We start from the raw sequence: 17,793 nt of genomic DNA, 5'->3' as shown, positions 1-17,793 counted from the left end.
AAAGCAGCGCTCAGTAGCTTAGCTATAGATTTAGACCACCTATTTATGACCGACAAAATGGCACCTTATGTTTCATTATGACTGCAATATGCCAACTATATTAGTTATTAATCATTTTATCCAGCTTTACAACTAAGTCCTCTGCCCTCAGGTGGGTATACCGCCTCAGCATCTGCATGGACTTGTGACCACTGATCGCAGCGACCTCCTGATCGGATAGCCCTGCCCCTACCAGCCGGCTGACGGCTTCATGGCGTAGGTCATGAAAGCGGAAGTCATTGAGTCCGGCCTTCTTCTTCGCCTGGTTCCAGAGCTTGGTATAGGCATAGGGACCACGCTTGCCGTCTCGACCAGGTTCACCGAAGAACACCAGGTCACAGCCAAGCGGGCGCACTGGGTTGTTCAGCGCTTGCTTGAACACCTCGGTGGCGGCCTGGGTCAGCGGCACCAAGCGGGCTTCGTTGTTCTTGGTGTCGGTGAGGCGCACCACGCGGCGTTTCACGTCGACCTGGGAGCGAGTCAGGGTCAGTATCTCCGACGAGCGCATGCCCGTCTCCAGGGCGATTCTGGCGATCCAGGCCAGCATTGGGTTGCTGTGTTGTCGTAGCACGGCGAACAAGCGCTTCTCCTCGTCGGGGCTCAGGCGGCGGTCGCGCCCTTCCCCCGGGCTTGGCTTGCGGATGTTCTGGACGGGGTTGTAGGTCAGGCCCAACCCCCATTCCTGGATGGCCACCGTGTAGAGGTGGCCGAGCAGCGCAAGCTCCAGGCGCACGGTATTGGCGCTGATAGGCTGCCCACGATGGCCAATGCTATTGAGGCGTGTATCGCGGTAGTTGGCGATCAGTTCCGGCGTCAGGGCCGCGAGGGAGTATTTTCCCAGGTGCTCGATCAGCGTGTTGGCCTTGTGGCGCTCGCTCTTCTGGGTACTGGGCTTCTTGGTGGGGGTGACGTCGGCCAGGTAGCGCTTGAGTGCCGCTTCGAGCGTCATGCGCTCCGAGGCGCTGCGCTGGATATAAACACCACGCACCATTTCGTCTTCGGTGCGGCGTGCCCAGTCCTGGGCGTCGCGTTTGGTGCGGAAGGTCTTGGCAGTGGTCGGCCAGCCGGTCTTGCGGATGACGGCTTTCCAGCTACCGGCAGGTGTCTTGACGATGGTGGCCATGAAAAACTCCAGGGGGCTGAAGGATCGGCACTGTACCGAAACTGTACCCTTGGACTATGGGACTCACCAAAGAAAATTCTTAAGTAGCTGATTTGAATGGTGGGCCCAGCTGGACTCGAACCAGCGACCAAGGGATTATGAGTCCCCTGCTCTAACCAACTGAGCTATAGGCCCTGCATTGCGCGGCAGTATGATAGCGAATGCCGTCGCGCTAGGCCAGCTCTGGCAGGTCATGATCGGGGCGGCCAGGCACTTTTCCGCGTTTGGTGGGTCAGGAACTGTGTCATTGATTCGGAGGCATCATCTTGAAAGCATCCCTTGCCATCGTGCCCCTTCTGCTCGCTCTGCCCGTCCAAGCGGCCTGGGAGCTTGATCCGGCCCAATCGCGTCTCGAGGCAACGGTAGTCGAGATCACGCCCAACGGGCCGGTTCCCCATCAGCATCAAGTACGCGAGTTACGTGGTGATATCGGGCCCGATGGCACCCTGCGCTTGCCGCTGCGGCTCGACCAGACCGATGTGCTTGACCGCCTGGGGCAACTGCCGCCCTGGCTATCGGGCGTGAAAAAGATGCCCTTGGCTACCCTGGTCACCCAACTACCGCCTGAACGCCTGGATGCCCTCGGTGTAGGCGACTCCATGACCGAAACCTTGATGTTCCGGATCCAGGCCGAGGGCGCCACCGAGCAGGAGCCGCTTCTACTGCGCTTCACTCGCGAGACCCACGATCTGATCCGAGTCACCAATGCCGAGCGGGTCGCGCTGGATGGCCGTGAATTGATGGCTCACCAGACGGCGCGTAGCGTGCTGTTGCTATTGGGCTATGAACGGATCGGCGACGAGGTGCCGGTGCAACTCGATGCCACCCTGATCGACCGCTAGTTTTCCTTCCTAACATCCCGCTCGGCGCTCCGGCTTACCGGAGCGTCGTTCAGCTTGTCCAGTGATTCGCCCCCAAGAATAAATACGAATCACTCTCATTGAGTTTTTATTTCATTCTGGTATGCTTGCCCCGCTCTCAGCCAGAGCAAGCCATGAATTGCCAGCAAGGGAACCCACAATGAAGAAGACACTGACCCTCGGTCTAGCCGTGGTCGCAGGTTCAGCGGCGATGACGCTGCAGGCCCAGGAAGAACAGGACACCATGGTTGTGGTCGGCTCGCGCACTCCGACCCAGATCAGCCAGATTCCAGGCGCCGTGTGGGTGATCGAAAAAGAGGACTTGCAGCAGCAGATCGAAACCGGCGCCGATCTCAAGACTGCCCTGGGCAAGCTGGTACCGGGACTCGACATGGCACCTCAAGGGCGCACCAACTATGGCCAGAACCTGCGTGGTCGTAGCGTCCAAGTACTGATCGATGGCGTATCACTCAATAGCTCACGTGGTCTCTCCCGTCAGTTCGACGCCATCGACCCCTTCAATATCGAACGCATCGAGGTGCTTTCCGGCGCCAGCAGCCTGTACGGCGGCGGCGCCACCGGCGGCATCATCAACATCATCACCAGAAAGGGTGACGTCGGCGGCCCCGACTGGCGCACTGAAGCCGGCATTACCACGGGCTTCAATAACAGCGACGACCTGGACAGGCGCATCGCCCAGTCGGTCAGCGGCGGTAGCGAACGAGTGCAGGGCTATCTCGGCACCGCCTACCAGGACAATGGCCGCCACTTCGACGCCAATGGCGATGAGATCTTCCCCGATATCGCCCAGACCGACCTGCAGGACAACCGCAGTATCGATGTGCTCGGCAACCTGACTTTCAACCTGGACGCCAACCAGACCCTGGAACTCGGCGCCCAGCTCTATCGCTCCGGCTACGAAGGCGATCGTGGCGTCTACTTCCCCAACCTGGATGCCGCCACGCCCGACCTGAACGATGCTGAAATCCACGACGGCTATCGCTCGGATCGCGACCCGGCCACCGACCGCAAGATGGTCAATGCGCAATACCATCACGGCAACCTGTTGAGTCAGGACTTCTATCTCCAGGTCTTCCACCGAGAGGAAGAATCCAGCTTCCAGGCCTTCCCCTATCCCGTCACTGATGGCTCCGAATTCCGCGCCTCCAAACAGAACACTAAGCTCAGCGGGATCAAGGCGCTGTTCGATGCCCAATTGAGCGACAGCATCGGTCTCACCTACGGCCTGGACCTGGATCGCGAAAAATTCGACGCCAGCCAGATGATCTTCGACAAGGCCGTGTCCGATGCGAGTGGCGGCCTGGTGCAGGAGCGGGCCAGTGTCGAGCCACGCTACCCCGGCTATCAGGTCGATGGCATCGCAGCCTTCGCCCAAGGCAAGTGGCAGGTGACCGATGGCCTGCAGCTCTCCGCCGGAGCGCGACGCCAGCACACTGACGTCGAGGTCGACGACTTCAAGGGCATCCCCGGTGGCGAGAACGACTACGATGCCACCCTGCTCAATGCTGGTGCCCTTTATGACTACGGCAACGGCCACCAGAACTGGCTGCAATTCAGCCAGGGCTTCGAACTGCCCGACCCGGCCAAGTACTACGGCAAGAGCGCCGACATCAGCGTTGCCGAAAACCCGCTGTCCGCCATCGAGACCGATCAGGTCGAGCTCGGTTGGCGCTATCGTGGCGGTGACTGGCTGACCCAGGCGGCAATCTACTACTCCTGGTCCGACAAGGCGGTGGAGAATGCCGAGGACCTGAGTGTGACGGTGGTCGACGAGAAGAAGCGCGACTACGGTTTCGAAGGCGCCCTGACCCGTTACTTTGACAATGGCATTGAGGCCGGCGGCACCCTGCATCTGGTACGGTCCGATCAAGAAAACGACGAAGGTGAGTGGGAAAAGCGTGATGCTCGCTATGCCTCGCTGTCTTCGGCCACCGCATTCGTCGGCTGGACGGATTATGTTCGCTCGGCACGTCTGCAGGCCAACCATGTCTTCAATCTGGAGGACGACAACGACCGCCAGATCGATGGCTTTACCACTCTGGATCTGCTGGCGAGCCAACGGACCGACTTTGGCAAGTTCAGCCTCGGGGTGCAGAACCTATTGAATGAGCAGTACTCCACCGTATGGGGCCAGCGTGCAGCAATGTTCTATTCCCCCTACTACGGCCCGGAATATCTCTACGACTACCAGGGCCGCGGCCGCACCTACACCCTGACCTGGTCTGTCGACTACTGAGCCCCTCATCGCGATATGCTCGCCCCTCACGCCCACCTTTCGGTGGGCGTTTTTCATGGCCGATGCAGCCATTTTTCACAAGCCGATACATTTCCTACCTTGACGGCAAAAGCTTAAATAATAACAATTCTCAATCGTGTTTATAGGGAGAGTAGTCATGCACGTTCCCCCACTGTGGCGAATCAGCACTTGTGCGGCTCTGCTGGGACTCGGTCAGAACGGCCTGCTGGTCGTGCTGCCGGTACTGGTGGAGCGTTTCGGCTTGCCGCTGTCGCAGTGGGCCGGACTGATTCTGCTAGGGTCGATGCTGTTCCTGCTCGGCAGCCCCTTCTGGGGGCGAGTCGCCGACCGCTACGGCGCGCGGGTGGTGGTGATACAGGCGCTGTTGGGCTATGTGATCAGCTTTGGCTTGATCGGCTTCGCTCTGTGGGCCACGGCCAAGGGCTTGCTCTCCGCTGGTGCGCTCCTGGTCGTGGTGGCCCTGTCTCGGGTGCTGTATGGCCTGACGGTCTCCGGCATGGTTCCCGCCTGCCAACAGTGGTCACTGGCGCTGCATGGCGGCGAAGAGCGAATCAAGGCCCTGGCCGCCGTCAGTGCCGGGCTCAGCAGTGGTCGCTTGCTGGGCCCGCTGGCCGCGGCTGCCAGCCTGGGGCTCGGCGTCTATGCCCCCTTCGGCTTGATGCTGCTTGGCGGACTGCTGGCCCTGGCACTGCTCAAGGACGTGCCACGGCCTCACGTCTCATCCCCTTCCAAGCGAGCGGCCGAATCGCCCCGCCTGGCACTCGGCCTGCTGCCCTGCCTGATCATGGCACTGCTATTGGCAATGTCGGTGTCGCTGATGCAACTGGGCCTGCCCAATGCCCTACAAGGCAAGCTCGACATCGATGCCACCCGAGCCGGGCATCTGATGGGGGTACTGCTGTCGCTTGGCGCCTTGGGCGCCTTGAGTGTCCAACTCGGTGTGACGCGCCGCCATCTTTTCGGTGGCTATGCCTTGCTAGCCTTGGGCGCACTGGGCCTGGTCGTGGGCTACGGACTACTGACACAAACGTCAAGCATGGCAGGGTTCGGGCTGGGCGTGATGATCGCCAGCACCGGTGCCGCCCTGGCCGTTCCGGGCTATACCGACGCGGCCACCCGCCACCAGGCCCAAGGAGCCAGTGCCGGTTTCCTGGCCATGGCTCATACCCTCGGCTACGGGGCTGCGACCGTGGTGGTCGGTCTGGTCACCGCATGGTGGCTGCTACCGCTGGCTTTTGTCGCCGCTCTGTTACTGCTGACACTGGTGCCCTTGGCCAAACGCCATTTTCTGACCGAACCCGCTTCCCGGGCTTCCGTCTCTTACGACTAGGATGACTTTCATGTTGGCGAGGAGAAGTAACGGCTAATTAACGGAATGATTCGTATTTGTACTTTTATTTTCAAAAAGGAGAACGCCCAATGTCTGCTCCCACCAGCCCAACGCTGTTATCCGAGGCCGACCCGGCCGCGAGTTGCTTCTTCAATGCCCTGCTACGCGAAAGCCAAGGCTGGCATCTCGACACCACCATGCATGGCGACCTGGCCATCCTGCCTGTCGATGACGGAGAGCTGCACCTGCGCTTGCACCATCGCAGCGCCAGCGGCGAATGCCGCTTCCAGTGGCCTGTCCTGTGGCTCAAGGATGGCACCCCTCGCGCGGTGGATTTCGCCACGGCTTTGGAACGCATCCTGGCAACACCGGCTCTGGTGGGTGAACTTGCCGCCGAGGCGCGCAGCATTTTCCGCGAGCGGGTACTGGAAAGTCGCACCAACACTCAAGCCAGCCTGGACGCCCGTGACGATCTCGGCCACCTGCAGCAAGGCCCGCTGAACTTTGCCGAGGCGGAACAGGGTCTGCTGGCCGGTCATGCCTTCCACCCCGCCCCCAAGTCTCGCTCTCCCTTCAGCGAGGCCGAGGCCCAAGCCTTCTGCCCCGAGCATCGCGCCCGTTTCGGCCTCGCCTGGTGGGCGTTGGCACCGGAACTGAGGGCCGGTGATACCAGCCGCGACGCCCGTGCCACCGAGCTGGCCCTGGGCCTGTTGCCGGAGGTGCTTGCCGAGCATCTGCCGGACGGCTTCTCGGTCCTGCCCATGCACCCCTGGCAAGCACAACGACTGCACCAGCTTCCCTGGGTCCAGGAGCAACAGCGAAATGGCCGGCTGCACTGGCTGGGTCACAGCGAGCCGGATTGGCTGCCGACGTCGTCGCATCGCTCGCTCTACGCTCCCGGCGTGCCCTGGATGGTCAAGGGGTCGCTATCGGCACGGCTGACCAACTCGCTACGCCTGCTCAGCGTCAAGGAAGTCCAGCGTGGCTTGCATCTGGATCACTGGATGCGTGAGCTGAACGTGGCGCAGCGCTTTCCCGGCTTCGCCGTCATGCAGGAGCCCGCCTGGTTGGGCTGGCGCGATGCCAATGGTGCAGTCGACCCGGCCAGCCTGGTGGTGCTGCGCGAGAACCTGTTGGCGGATGCGGCCGATAGCGAAGCCGTGGTATTGGCCACACTCACTCAACAACCGCTCGTCGCCGGTGGGCAGTCGCTGCTCTCGGCTCGCCTCCGCGCCAAGGCTCACAGCCTTGGCATGCCGCTGGCCCAAGTGGCACGTGGCTGGTTCACCGCCTTCTGCGAGCGCGTGCTGACACCGCTGTTCGGCCTGGCAGTGGAAGACGGCATCGTGCTGTTGGCCCACCAGCAGAACATCGTGTTGCGCCTGGATGACGGCTGGCCGGTGGGCATGTTCTACCGCGACTGTCAGGGCAGCGGGGTCGGCGATCGCTTCCTCGAGCGGCATCCACAGCTCGAGCAACCGCCGGAGAACCACTGGCCACCAGCCACGCTGCGCCGCTACTTCCTCTATTACCTGTTGATCAACTCCACCTTCGCCGTCACCAGTGCCCTCGCCGCCGACGGCCTGGTCGACGAAGCCACCCTGCTGGTCGACCTGCGCGCCCATCTCGAGGGACTGCAGGAACGGCTCGACGGTGATCTCGACTGTCTGAATCACGCCCTGAACGCTCACCACCTGGAAGCGAAGGGCAACTTCTTCTGCTACCTGAGCGGCGTCAACGAAGCCACGCTGGCCGAGCCGGCCCGCCTCTATCTGCCACTGGCCAACCCACTGGCAACAGTCCGCGCTGCCAGCGCCAACACCACACACCTCCAAGGAGTTCCGGCATGACCGTCAGTCTGAAGGCACGCCCCCATGGGCTCGAGATCGCTCCTCTCGAGGATGAAGCGGCCCGACTGCAGCGGAGCAGCGACTCGACAGGCTCGCTGATCGCGCACATCGATACCGTCTTTGTGCACCACCCTGGTCTGACGCTGCTGGTTCTGGAAGCGGAGGAGTGGCATACGCACCCCGGCTGGACGCGCCTGGTCGACGTGCTGGGCGGCGGCCATGTCCTGCGCCGCGACTTCTACCAACAGCCCTGGCAGTGGCTGCTGCATCCTCCCACTCAACCAGGCGAGACGCCCTACGATGCGACATCCGGTCATCCACAGCGGCCTGCCCAACCAAGCGGTACGCTGTATCGACGCTTCGACCCACGCCTCGAACGCACCTTTTCCTTGCGTGTGATCGATCCCGACCGCGACCTCGAACGCTTCGTGCGCTGGATGCATCTGCCACGGGTCGCCGAGTTCTGGGAACAGGCCTGGTCCGAAGCCGAGCTCGCCGAATTCATCGCACAGCGACTCGCCGACCCGCATACCCTGCCGTTGATCGGCGAATTCGATGATCGCCCCTTCGGCTACTTCGAACTCTACTGGGCCGCCGAAGATCGCCTGGCTCCCTACTACCCCTGGGCGCCGTTCGACCGCGGGATGCACCTCTTGGTCGGCGAAGAGGACGTGCGCGGGTCGCGCTTCGTCGACGCCTGGCTGGGCGGGCTGTCCCACTATGCCTACCTCTCCGAGCCCCGCACCAGCCGGCTGGTGCTGGAGCCACGCCACGACAATCAGCGCCTGTTCCGCCACCTGGAGCGACTGGGGCTTTCGCGGCTGCGTGACTTCGACTTCCCCCACAAGCGCGCCAGCCTGGTGATGGGCCATCGCGAGCGTTTCTTCCGGGAGGTGATGTGATGGAGCGTCTCGATAGCTGCCTGTCCCCCCATTGGGAGACAGCCAACCGCGCCTTGATCGCCAAGATGATCGGCGAGCTGACCTACGAGCAGATCATCGCCCCGCTGCGTGACGGCGACGGCTACCGGCTCACCCTGGGAGATACCGGCTGGCATTTTCGCGCCACCCCCAACCTGTGGGGGCAACTCCGAGTCGAGCCGGAGAGCCTCGCGCCACCGCCCGGCGCCACCTTTGAGGCCGCCGACTTTCTCCTTGCCCTGGCGCCGGAACTCGGCATGAGCGATGCCCAGGCCGCCGAACACCTGGAGGATCTGTTCGCCACGCTGCGTGCCGACTGCCAGTTGCGCGAGGCTCGTCGAGGACTGAACGCCGACGATGCCATTCGGTTGCCCGAACCGCAGCGTCAGCGCCTGCTCGACGGCCATCCCAAGTTCCTGTTCAACAAGGGACGCCGCGGCTGGGGGCTGGAGGCATTGGCGCGCTTCGCTCCCGAATACGACAATGCCTTCCGTCTCGCTTGGGTGGCCATCGCCGCCGATGCCCTGGAATGCGGCGGTGGGCGTATCGATGACGCGGCTCTGCTGGACTCGGCACTGAGTGCGGACGAACAGGCCCGCCTGCGCCAGGCACTGTCCGAAAGGATTCCCGCTCCCGAGGCCTATCGCTTATTGCCGGTCCACCCCTGGCAGTGGCAACAATGGCTCGGCACTCTGCATGCCGCCGATATCGCCCATCGGCGTCTCGTGTATCTAGGCGAATTCGGCGACGCCTACGTGCCACAGCAGTCGCTGCGCACCCTGACCAACGTCAGTCGGCCATCGGCCTACGATATCAAGCTGCCGCTGACCATCATGAACACCTCCTGTTATCGCGGCATTCCCGGCCGCTTCCTGCTCGCCGGGCCCGCGGCCTCGGCATGGCTGAAGACCAAGGCGCGGGAAGACGAGGAATTCGCCCGGGTCCATCTGGAAATACTCGCCGAACCCGCCGGCGCGGTGCTGCCCCATAGCCAGTACGAGCGCCTGCCGCGATCGCCCTATCGCTACCGCGAGCTATTCGGGGTGATCTGGCGCGAATCCCTGGCCCCCCGCCTGGCCAACAACGAGCAAGCCCTGCTGATGGCCGAACTGATGCAGGCCGACGATGACGGACGCCCCTGGCTCGCCGCCTACCTCGCAGCCGCCGGTGCCCACGACGTCGAATCCGCGGAAGCCTGGCTCACCCGCATGTTCGAGGTCACCCTGGTGCCCATGTGGCATCTGATGTGCCGCTATGGCATGTCGTTGATCGCCCATGGCCAGAACCTCACCCTGATTCTCCGCGACGGTTGGCCTCACCGTTTGGCACTCAAGGATTTTCAGGGCGACCTGCGCCTGGTCGATGAGGAGTTTCCGGAAGCCGACGACCTGCCCGCCGAGCTCAAGGAGGTCACGGTACGCCTGCCACCGGAGAAGTTGATCCATGACCTGCAGACCGGCCATTTCGTCACGACCCTGCGCTTTATCGCACCGTTGGCGGCAAGTTGCGGCATCTCGGAGGCGCGCTTCTACCGGTTATGTGGCGATGTACTCGACACCTACCGGGCCCGTCACCCGGAACTGGCCGAGCGCTTCGCCCGTTTCGAGCTGTTTGCACCGCGTATCCTGCGCCTGACCCTCAACCGCGCCAAGTTCCTTCACCCCACCGACAGCGCTGCCGAGCGCATGCTGGCGGAGATGGAACTGCGCGTCGACAACCCGCTGCATTTCGTTCGTCAACCGGTCGCCGTAGCTGACCGCCCCTCGACACAGGAGGTGTCCGATGTCTGATTCCACCGTTCTCGACCTGGCCGGCCTCGGCGCCGGCCCCTTCAACCTGAGCATCGCGGCCCTGGCCGATTCGCATCTGCCACAGCTCGCCACCCGCTTCTTCGAACGGCGTCACGACCCCGTCTGGCATCCCGGATTGATGCTGCCCGACACCCACCTGCAGACCGGCTTTCTCAAGGACCTGGTGACCGCGGTGGCCCCGGACAGCCCTCATTCCTTTCTCAGCTACCTGGTCGCCCATCGGCGCTTCTATCGCTTCCTCAACACCGAGCTAGGCACCGTCAGTCGCGCCGAATTCTCCGACTACCTGGTCTGGGCCGCGCGCCGGCTGGAAAACGTCTGCCTGGGTGAAGCGGTGCGCGAGGTCGAACTGGACGATGCCGGCTTCCGGCTGCGGACCGACACCGGCAACCACCGCGCTCGCCACTTATGTCTAGGCACCGGCAAGCGCCCTTGGCTACCGTCGTTCGCCGATGCGTTGCGTGGCCCTCATTGCCTGCACGCCGCCGAGATCGCCCGCACTCCCCGTGATTTCAGTGGGCGCCGAGTCGTGATCGTCGGTGGTGGCCAGAGCGGTGCCGATATCTTCCTCAACGCCCTGCGCGGTCACTGGGGGCAACCCCGAGAATTGCACTGGGTCTCACGGCGACGGAATTTCGAGCCCCTCGACGAAACGGCCTTCACCAACGAGTACTTTACGCCCCACTACACCCGCGGTTTCCACGACTTGCCGCGTGAGGTCCGTGAGCGCGAGGTCGCGGCCCAGAAGTTGGCCAGCGACGGCATCACACCCGCCGCACTGCAGATGCTCTACCGTGAGCTCTACCATCGTTTCGACGTACTCGGCGAGCCACGCTGGGCGCGTCTCTACCCCCATCGTGAAGCCACCGCCCTGGAGCGCAATGGCCTCGGCTTCACCCTGACCACCAGGCATGGTCTTAACGCCAGCCCTGAACGCTTCGTGGCCGACGTGGTGATTTTCGCCACTGGCTTCTGCTCTCACCTACCGGATTGCCTGATGCCCTTGGCCGAACGTTTCGAGCGCGATGCCCATGGCGAGCTGGTATTGGGCCCCCACTTCGAGGTGTGCTGGGAGGGTCCCGCGGCACACCGGCTCTATGCGGTCAACGCCGGTCGCCATAGTCACGGCATCGCCGAGCCGCAACTGTCGCTGATGGCCTGGCGTTCGGCGACCATCCTCAACCATGTCGCCGACCGCGACGTCTTCGATCTCAATGAAGATGACGGCCCCATCGCCTGGCACGCTTCGGGAGAACAACGCTGGGCGCAGGCCATCTGACACATTGAGCATTTGACTTAATGTACGAACGGCGTGCCTCGATGAGGCACGTTCTTGTATCGTTATTGCCGCTTGGTCCCGCCATGCCAACACCACAGTGCTATTCGGTCGCCGACTTCCAGAACTACGGTCGACACTATGGCATCGACTATCGATTCCCATGCTTGGTTCCCGCGAACGGCGCGCCGTCGTCCAGGGACAAGTGGAAGAATTCGAATTGCGCCCCGGCATCAGGCTGACCACATCGGACCTCGACGTGCTGCAGCACTACGAGTCCACCTCGCTGCTGCCACGGCATCGCGCCCTATCTGAGCTATTTCGAGTCGTTCAACCCCAACAGCTATGCGGACGAAAATGTTGACCCGCTCGAGCCCACCGAGGGCAGCCAGTACGAGATGGGCCTGAAGTATCAGCCCCGGGGTAGCGACAGCCAGTTCAGCGCGGCCCTATTCCATATCGATCAGGAGAACGTCGCCACCAAGCGCCCCGCTGAACCCTTCTACCGGGCGATCGGCGCGATCCGCTCGCAGGCCTGGACCTGGGACGCTTCGGCCTCACCGGCATGGAGGCGCGACTCAACGCCAACAACCTGCTCGACGAGGAGTATATCGCCTCCTGCTATGACCTCAATTACTGCTATTTCGGCGAGGAACGCAATGTGACCGCCACGCTGAGCTACCAGTTCTGATCCACCGACCCGGCTGGCGAGGATGCCGCCGGACAAAGAACGGCAACGGGAATCATTTGATAACGATTCGCATTTATTCTATGCTGGCCTTCCATTTCCTCGCTATCCGGCCCTCATGATCACCGCCCTATCCCGGCTCTATGTCGGCCCTCTGGAAGCCCTGATCCCGCCGCTGCTGTCGACGGTGCCTGCCCAGGCCATGCCAGCCGCCGACTTGCTGATACCCCAACGGCTGGAGGAACTGCTCGACCGATTCGCCGTCCAGTACCGGCAGGGTGATCGCCGTGCAGTGGCTTCGCTGTGGTCGAAGTGGCACTTCAGTGCCTTGCTCACCCCCGCTTTGGCCGCCAATCTGCTGCTCGAACGCGACCTGCCGTTGGCGCTCGAACGGGTGCAGGTGATCTTGACTGCCGAAGGGCGTACCGAGCGACTGTGCCTGGAGCATGAGGGAACGCCACTCCCGGCTCTCGGCGCCTTCACCCGCTTCGCGACCTTGCTGGATCGGCATCTGGCACCGCTGATCGAGGTGCTGTCCGCGCTGTCCGGAGCCTCGCCACGGGTGTTCTGGAGCAACGCCGGCAATGTCTTCGAACACTTCGTCAGCGTCGTCGACCAGCATCCGATGGCAAGCCCTGGCACCGCTGAGGAAGCACGCCTGTTGCTGGAAAGTCGCCATTATCCGGATGGTCGGCGCAATCCGTTGTTTCGCCCCGTACGCTACATCGAATCGCCGCATAACGAGGTGCAACGCGTGCGCAAGCTGTGCTGTCTGCGTTACTTGCTGCCGGAGCTGACTTATTGCGGCAATTGTCCGTTGGAAGGATGCGACGGAAGGGTTCGTGCATAGCAGGCCGCGGCCGGGGTGGCCGCGGCAAAGAGAGTATCAGGACATCGCTTCCTCGTAGCGACGTTCCACATCGGCCCAATGGATCACGTTATAGAAGGCAGCGACGTAGTCGGGGCGCTTGTTCTGGTACTTCAGATAATAGGCATGTTCCCAGACATCGAGCCCCAGGACCGGCGTGTTGCCGTGCATCAGCGGGCTGTCCTGGTTCAGCGTATTCTCGACCACCAGCTTCTTCTCCGGCGTCACGCTCAACCACGCCCAGCCGCTGCCGAAGCGTCCCAGTGCCGCCTTGGTAAAGGCATCCTTGAAGGCATCGAAGCCGCCCAGTTCGTTATTGATGGCTTCGGCCACCTTGCCCTGCGGCTCGCCACCACCCTGCGGCGACATCATCTTCCAGAATTTCGAGTGGTTGGAATGTCCGCCGCCGTTGTTGATGACCGCCTGGCGCTTTTCCTCGGGCACCCGGTCCAGATTGGCGATCACATCATCCACCGGCAACTCTTCGAGCCCGGTGCCCTCGAGCGCGGCATTGAGGTTGTTGACGTAGGTCTGGTGATGCCGGGAGTGGTGAATCTCCATGGTCATGGCATCGATGTGCGGTTCCAGTGCGTCATAGTCATACGGCAACTCGGGTAGTGTATGCGGCATAATGATGACTCCTCCGTGAACAGAACCAAAAGGGATTGCAACCACCGTTGCCTCATCTGAAAGGATGGCAGAGCATCGCGACTAACGCTAATAGAAACCGTTATCATCTTATATAGCGTCACTGCATCGATACGCCAGCAACAACACTATTGATAAGCATTATTATTTGCCTTATTCTCCTTCGGGTACTGTCACCGGCTACCGCCGGTGATACGTCCAGGAACCAGCGGGATCGCCACCCTCACGGCGATGCGGAGCCCATCATGTTCGACGTCAATGCCGCGACCTTCGAGGTCAACGGCAAATGCCTGTTGCATCCCACCGACCTGACCTTCGTGGAAGGACGGGTCTATGGCCTGATCGGTCACAACGGCTCCGGCAAGTCGACCCTGCTCAAGCTGCTGGCCCAGCAACAGCGTCCCAGTCGCGGCGAAATCCACTTCGACGATCGACCGCTATCCGCCTGGGGCAGCCGCGAGTTTGCCCGCCAGGTAGCCTACCTGCCCCAGCACCTGCCCAGTGCCGAGAACCTGACCGGGCACGAGTTGGTGGGCTTCGGCCGTTACCCCTGGCATGGCCTGCTGGGCCGGCTCACGTCCAAGGACCGGGCCCAGATCGAACGCGCCATCGAATTGACCCACACTCAGGACTTCGCCGAGCGCCTGGTCGACACCCTTTCCGGTGGCGAGCGTCAGCGCGTCTGGTTGGCCATGCTGCTGGCCCAGGGCAGCCGTTTCCTGCTGCTCGACGAGCCGCTGGCGGCGCTGGACATCGCCCACCAAGTGGAAGTCCTGGCGCTGGTGCGCCAGCTATGCCGCGAGCTGGGCCTGGGCGTGATCATCGTACTGCACGACGTCAATATGGCGGCGCGCTACTGCGATCACCTGGTGGCATTGCACAGCGGCCGCCTGCTGGCCCAAGGCTCGCCCGCAGAAATGATGGACAACGACACCCTGGAGGCCATCTACGGGATCCCCATGCGGGTCATGCCCCATCCCGGCGGAGAACATCCCATCGCCGTCGTGCATTGATCCCATCGTGCCTGGATCGCGTGCCGTGCCTGCTTCCTGTCAGCCCCTTGAATCACCGGCGGAGCCTGTCTTGCCCACCCCTGTTCCCGTGCCCCGCAACACCGTCCCGGCCTGGTTGTCCGGCCTGGTCCTGCTGCTACTGCTGATCCCCGCGCACGCCTCTCGCGCCGACTCCCCGGCCATCGCCACGCTGGACTGGACCATTGCCGAGACTCTCGTGGCCCTGGGAGTCGCGCCTCAGGCCGTGGCCCAGACCGAGGCCTACCGTGACTGGGTCGGCGAACCGGCATTACCGTCGAGCGTCACCGATCTCGGCCTGCGAACGCAGCCCAATCTCGAATTGCTGGCCACCCTCGCGCCCGACCGTATCCTGATCTCGCCGATGTTCGCCAACCTGACACCTCGTCTGTCACGGATCGCGCCGGTAGAGAATCTGGCTCTCTATACGCCGGAGGGCGATACCTGGCAGCAGATGTGCAGACTCACACGCCAAATCGCGCGCCTGGTCGGACGCCCGGCCGCCGGCGAGCGCCTGGTCGACGATACCGAGGCCCGTCTCGCCTCGCTGCGCGAGCGACTCGACGACGACCAGGCTCCGCTGCTGCTGGTGCAATTCATGGATTCGCGCCATGTGCGGGTATTCGGCAACAACGGACTCTACGAGGCGGTTCTCGACCGCCTGGGACTCGACAACGCCTGGCAGCGCCCCACCAACTACTGGGGCTTTGCGCTGGTGGGCATCGAGGCGCTGCTCGACATCGACGCACGCCTGGTGGTGGTGGAGCCGCTGCCGGTGGGCGTTGAGGAGCAGCTCGCCAGCAGTGGCCTGTGGCAACACCTGCCTAGCGTGCGCGACGGCACCCGGATCACCCTGCCGCCGGTCTGGAGCTTCGGTGCCCTGCCCTCGGCGCGGCGCTTCGCCGAACAGTTGGTCACGGCCCTGGAGGGCAGCGATGACGCCTAAGCCCTTCCCCTTGCTGACCCCGGGACGCACCTGCCTGCTACTGACACTGCCTCTGCTGGGATTGGCACTGGCCACCCTGCAGGCACACGACGGTCTGATCGAGGGTCTTCAGGCCCTGTTCGTCTCGCCTGACCGGGATAGCGATTGGTTGTTGTTGCATTACAGCTGGTGGCCACGCCTGGCCATCGCTTTACTCGCCGGTGGTGGCTTGGCGCTGGCCGGCGTGCTGATGCAACAGGTGCTGCGCAATCCGCTGGCCGCTCCCACCACGCTGGGCGTGGCCAGCGGCGCCAATCTGGCATTGATGGTCGCCACCCTGATGGCGCCCGGGCTGCTGGTTTTCGGCCGCGAGTGGGTGGCGCTACTTGGTGGCGGCCTGGCCATGGGCCTGGTATTCACCCTCGCCTGGCGTCGTGGCCTGGCCCCCATGGTGGTGGTGCTGGCCGGGCTGGTGGTCAACCTGTATTTCGGCGCGCTGGGCATGGCACTGCTGCTCTTCCATCAGGAAGCGCTCAAGGGGCTGCTGATCTGGGGTGCCGGGTCGCTGTCGCAGAACGGCTGGGATGGCGTTGCCTTCCTGTGGCCGCGGCTCGCGATCGGTGCCGCGCTGGCCTGGCTGCTGCTGCGCCCACTGGCGGTGCTCGAGCTCGACGACGCCAGCGCCCGCAGCCTGGGCGTGTCGCTCAAGCACCTGCGCCTGGTCGGGCTGGGGCTCGCGGTATTCGTCACCGGCTGCGTGGTCAGCGTGGTTGGGGTGATCGGCTTCATCGGGCTGGCCGCACCCAATATCGTGCGCCTGGCGGGCGCCCGGCGCCTGGGCCCGCGTCTGCTATGGTCGACCGTGCTCGGAGCCCTGTTGCTGGCCACCACCGACCTGCTCTTGCAGCGCTATTCCGGTGCGTTGCCGACGCTGATTCCCACCGGGGCGACGACCGCCGCGCTGGGGGCACCGCTACTGCTGTGGCTGATCCCACGACTCAAGCTTACCGGCGACCAGCCTCCCGGCATGGCCCATGCCATCGGCCACCGTCACCCGGCTCCCGGGCGCCTGGCGACATGGCTCGCCCTGGCATTGTCGCTGACGGCGGCAGTCGCCCTGCTCGCCGGCCAGGGTAGCGAGGGCTGGCAGTGGCTGTCACCCGCCCAGTGGCACGTACTCGAGTGGCGTGTGCCGCGCTTGCTGGCCGCCGCCGGCAGCGGCCTGATGCTGGCCATCGCCGGCACCGTGGTTCAGCGCCTCACCGCCAACCCCATGGCCAGCCCCGAGATCCTGGGCATCAGCGGCGGCAGCGCCATCGCCCTGATCGGGGCCATCTTCCTGCTGCCCTCACCCAGCAACCTGACGCTGGTCGCCACCGGCACCCTGGGAGCCCTGGCGACCCTGGCGCTGCTGGTGACCTTGAACCAGCGCAGTGGCTTTCTCCCCGAGCGCCTGTTGCTGACCGGGGTGGCGATCACCGCCTTGTTCGATGCCGTACGCAGCATCGTGCTCAGCGGCGGCGACCCGCGCGGCCAGCAGGTCATCGCCTGGCTGTCTGGCTCCACCTACTACGTCGACCTGAGCAGTGCCCTGATCGTCGCCGCCCTGGCCGTGGTACTGGCCCTGGCCGCACGCCCCTTCGCCCGCTGGCTGGATATCCTGCCGCTGGGCGCCGCCACCGCCCGCGCCCTGGGCATGCGGCTCAACCGCGCGCGCCTGGCCCTGCTGCTGCTGGTGGCCTTGCTGACCGCCTGCGCCACCCTGGTGGTGGGCCCACTCTCCTTCGTCGGCCTGCTGGCACCGCATATGGCACGGCTGCTGGGCTTCTCCCGCGCTCGGGCCCACCTGCTCGGTGCGGCCCTGGTCGGGGCATTGTTGATGGTGCTCGCCGACTGGCTGGGCCGCCAGTTGCTGTTCCCGCAGGAGATTCCCGCCGGCCTGGTCGCCGCGCTGCTGGGTGGCGCCTACTTCATGTGGGGGCTGAGGCGGCTGTAGCCCCTCTCTGCCTCATGGACGACGTCGCCCGGCCACGATGAACTGACCGGGCGTCGTCGTTTCAAGACGCCTTCTTCGTCACGTTGTTGCCGTTATGCTGCAACCGCCGGC

The 17,793-nt window shown here is 63.7% G+C and carries 14 protein-coding genes, 1 tRNA gene and 1 pseudogene; 13 read left to right on the top strand and 3 right to left on the bottom strand.

All coding sequences use genetic code 11. The features are described from left to right. Positions 1–100: 100 nt before the first annotated feature. On the bottom strand, positions 101–1,162 hold the full coding sequence (locus tag ACFOEV_RS14310; protein ID WP_386775057.1) for a site-specific integrase: 1,062 nt from the start codon (positions 1,160–1,162) through the stop codon (positions 101–103). Positions 1,163–1,259: 97 nt separating this feature from the next. Beyond that, positions 1,260–1,336: transfer RNA gene (locus ACFOEV_RS14305), tRNA-Ile, on the bottom strand. 131 nt (positions 1,337–1,467) lie between these two features. On the opposite strand from ACFOEV_RS14305, the gene ACFOEV_RS14300 reads away from it, so the two are divergent. The 10 genes and pseudogenes from ACFOEV_RS14300 to fhuF all read left to right on the top strand — a co-directional run bounded on the left by ACFOEV_RS14300 (position 1,468) and on the right by fhuF (position 13,064). Beyond that, positions 1,468–2,043 (top strand): hypothetical protein, encoded by a 576-nt coding sequence (locus tag ACFOEV_RS14300; RefSeq protein WP_386775055.1) that lies wholly within the window; start codon positions 1,468–1,470, stop codon positions 2,041–2,043. Between the two features lie 178 nt (positions 2,044–2,221). Continuing rightward, positions 2,222–4,318, top strand: coding sequence for a TonB-dependent receptor (locus ACFOEV_RS14295; protein ID WP_386775053.1), 2,097 nt, complete (start codon positions 2,222–2,224; stop codon positions 4,316–4,318). Between the two features lie 157 nt (positions 4,319–4,475). Beyond that, complete coding sequence (locus ACFOEV_RS14290) at positions 4,476–5,669, top strand: MFS transporter (RefSeq protein WP_386775051.1); 1,194 nt, start codon at positions 4,476–4,478, stop codon at positions 5,667–5,669. 89 nt (positions 5,670–5,758) lie between these two features. Next, positions 5,759–7,519: an IucA/IucC family protein gene (locus ACFOEV_RS14285; RefSeq protein WP_386775049.1), complete on the top strand. Its 1,761-nt coding sequence runs from the start codon at positions 5,759–5,761 to the stop codon at positions 7,517–7,519. Beyond that, a complete protein-coding gene (locus ACFOEV_RS14280; protein ID WP_386775047.1) occupies positions 7,516–8,421 on the top strand; it encodes a GNAT family N-acetyltransferase in 906 nt (301 codons plus the stop codon). The genes ACFOEV_RS14285 and ACFOEV_RS14280 overlap by 4 nt, the downstream gene beginning before the upstream one ends. Further along, the gene (locus ACFOEV_RS14275; protein WP_386775045.1) at positions 8,421–10,229 is read left to right on the top strand and encodes an IucA/IucC family protein; all 1,809 of its coding nucleotides are present in this window, start codon (positions 8,421–8,423) and stop codon (positions 10,227–10,229) included. Before ACFOEV_RS14280 ends, ACFOEV_RS14275 begins: the two co-directional genes overlap by 1 nt. Continuing rightward, positions 10,222–11,529: a lysine N(6)-hydroxylase/L-ornithine N(5)-oxygenase family protein gene (locus tag ACFOEV_RS14270; RefSeq protein ID WP_386775043.1), complete on the top strand. Its 1,308-nt coding sequence runs from the start codon at positions 10,222–10,224 to the stop codon at positions 11,527–11,529. Before ACFOEV_RS14275 ends, ACFOEV_RS14270 begins: the two co-directional genes overlap by 8 nt. Before the next feature lie 296 nt (positions 11,530–11,825). Next, positions 11,826–12,035 (top strand): annotated as a pseudogene (locus ACFOEV_RS14265) (TonB-dependent receptor domain-containing protein); the annotation flags it as partial. 56 nt (positions 12,036–12,091) lie between these two features. Further along, positions 12,092–12,217, top strand: a complete 126-nt coding sequence (locus ACFOEV_RS14260) for a hypothetical protein (protein ID WP_386775041.1) — start codon at positions 12,092–12,094, stop codon at positions 12,215–12,217. A 115-nt stretch (positions 12,218–12,332) separates the two neighbouring features. Continuing rightward, entirely contained in the window at positions 12,333–13,064 is a 732-nt protein-coding gene (fhuF, locus tag ACFOEV_RS14255; protein ID WP_386775039.1) for a siderophore-iron reductase FhuF, read from the top strand. 36 nt (positions 13,065–13,100) lie between these two features. Here the strand turns inward: fhuF and ACFOEV_RS14250 are convergent, their stop codons facing one another. Next, a complete protein-coding gene (locus ACFOEV_RS14250) occupies positions 13,101–13,712 on the bottom strand; it encodes a superoxide dismutase (RefSeq protein ID WP_386775038.1) in 612 nt (203 codons plus the stop codon). A 263-nt stretch (positions 13,713–13,975) separates the two neighbouring features. On the opposite strand from ACFOEV_RS14250, the gene ACFOEV_RS14245 reads away from it, so the two are divergent. The 3 genes from ACFOEV_RS14245 to fhuB all read left to right on the top strand — a co-directional run bounded on the left by ACFOEV_RS14245 (position 13,976) and on the right by fhuB (position 17,682). Further along, positions 13,976–14,743, top strand: coding sequence for an ATP-binding cassette domain-containing protein (locus ACFOEV_RS14245; RefSeq protein WP_386775036.1), 768 nt, complete (start codon positions 13,976–13,978; stop codon positions 14,741–14,743). A 70-nt stretch (positions 14,744–14,813) separates the two neighbouring features. Further along, positions 14,814–15,707, top strand: a complete 894-nt coding sequence (locus ACFOEV_RS14240; RefSeq protein WP_386775033.1) for an ABC transporter substrate-binding protein — start codon at positions 14,814–14,816, stop codon at positions 15,705–15,707. Beyond that, a complete protein-coding gene (gene fhuB / locus ACFOEV_RS14235; protein WP_386775031.1) occupies positions 15,697–17,682 on the top strand; it encodes a Fe(3+)-hydroxamate ABC transporter permease FhuB in 1,986 nt (661 codons plus the stop codon). The genes ACFOEV_RS14240 and fhuB overlap by 11 nt, the downstream gene beginning before the upstream one ends. The last annotated feature ends 111 nt before the right edge of the window (positions 17,683–17,793 follow it).

This window comes from Litchfieldella rifensis (assembly GCF_042646605.1).
Classification (GTDB): Bacteria; Pseudomonadota; Gammaproteobacteria; order Pseudomonadales; family Halomonadaceae; genus Litchfieldella; species Litchfieldella rifensis.
Note: the sequence above shows the minus strand (reverse complement) of the source record. Positions and strands in the feature narration are given on the sequence as shown.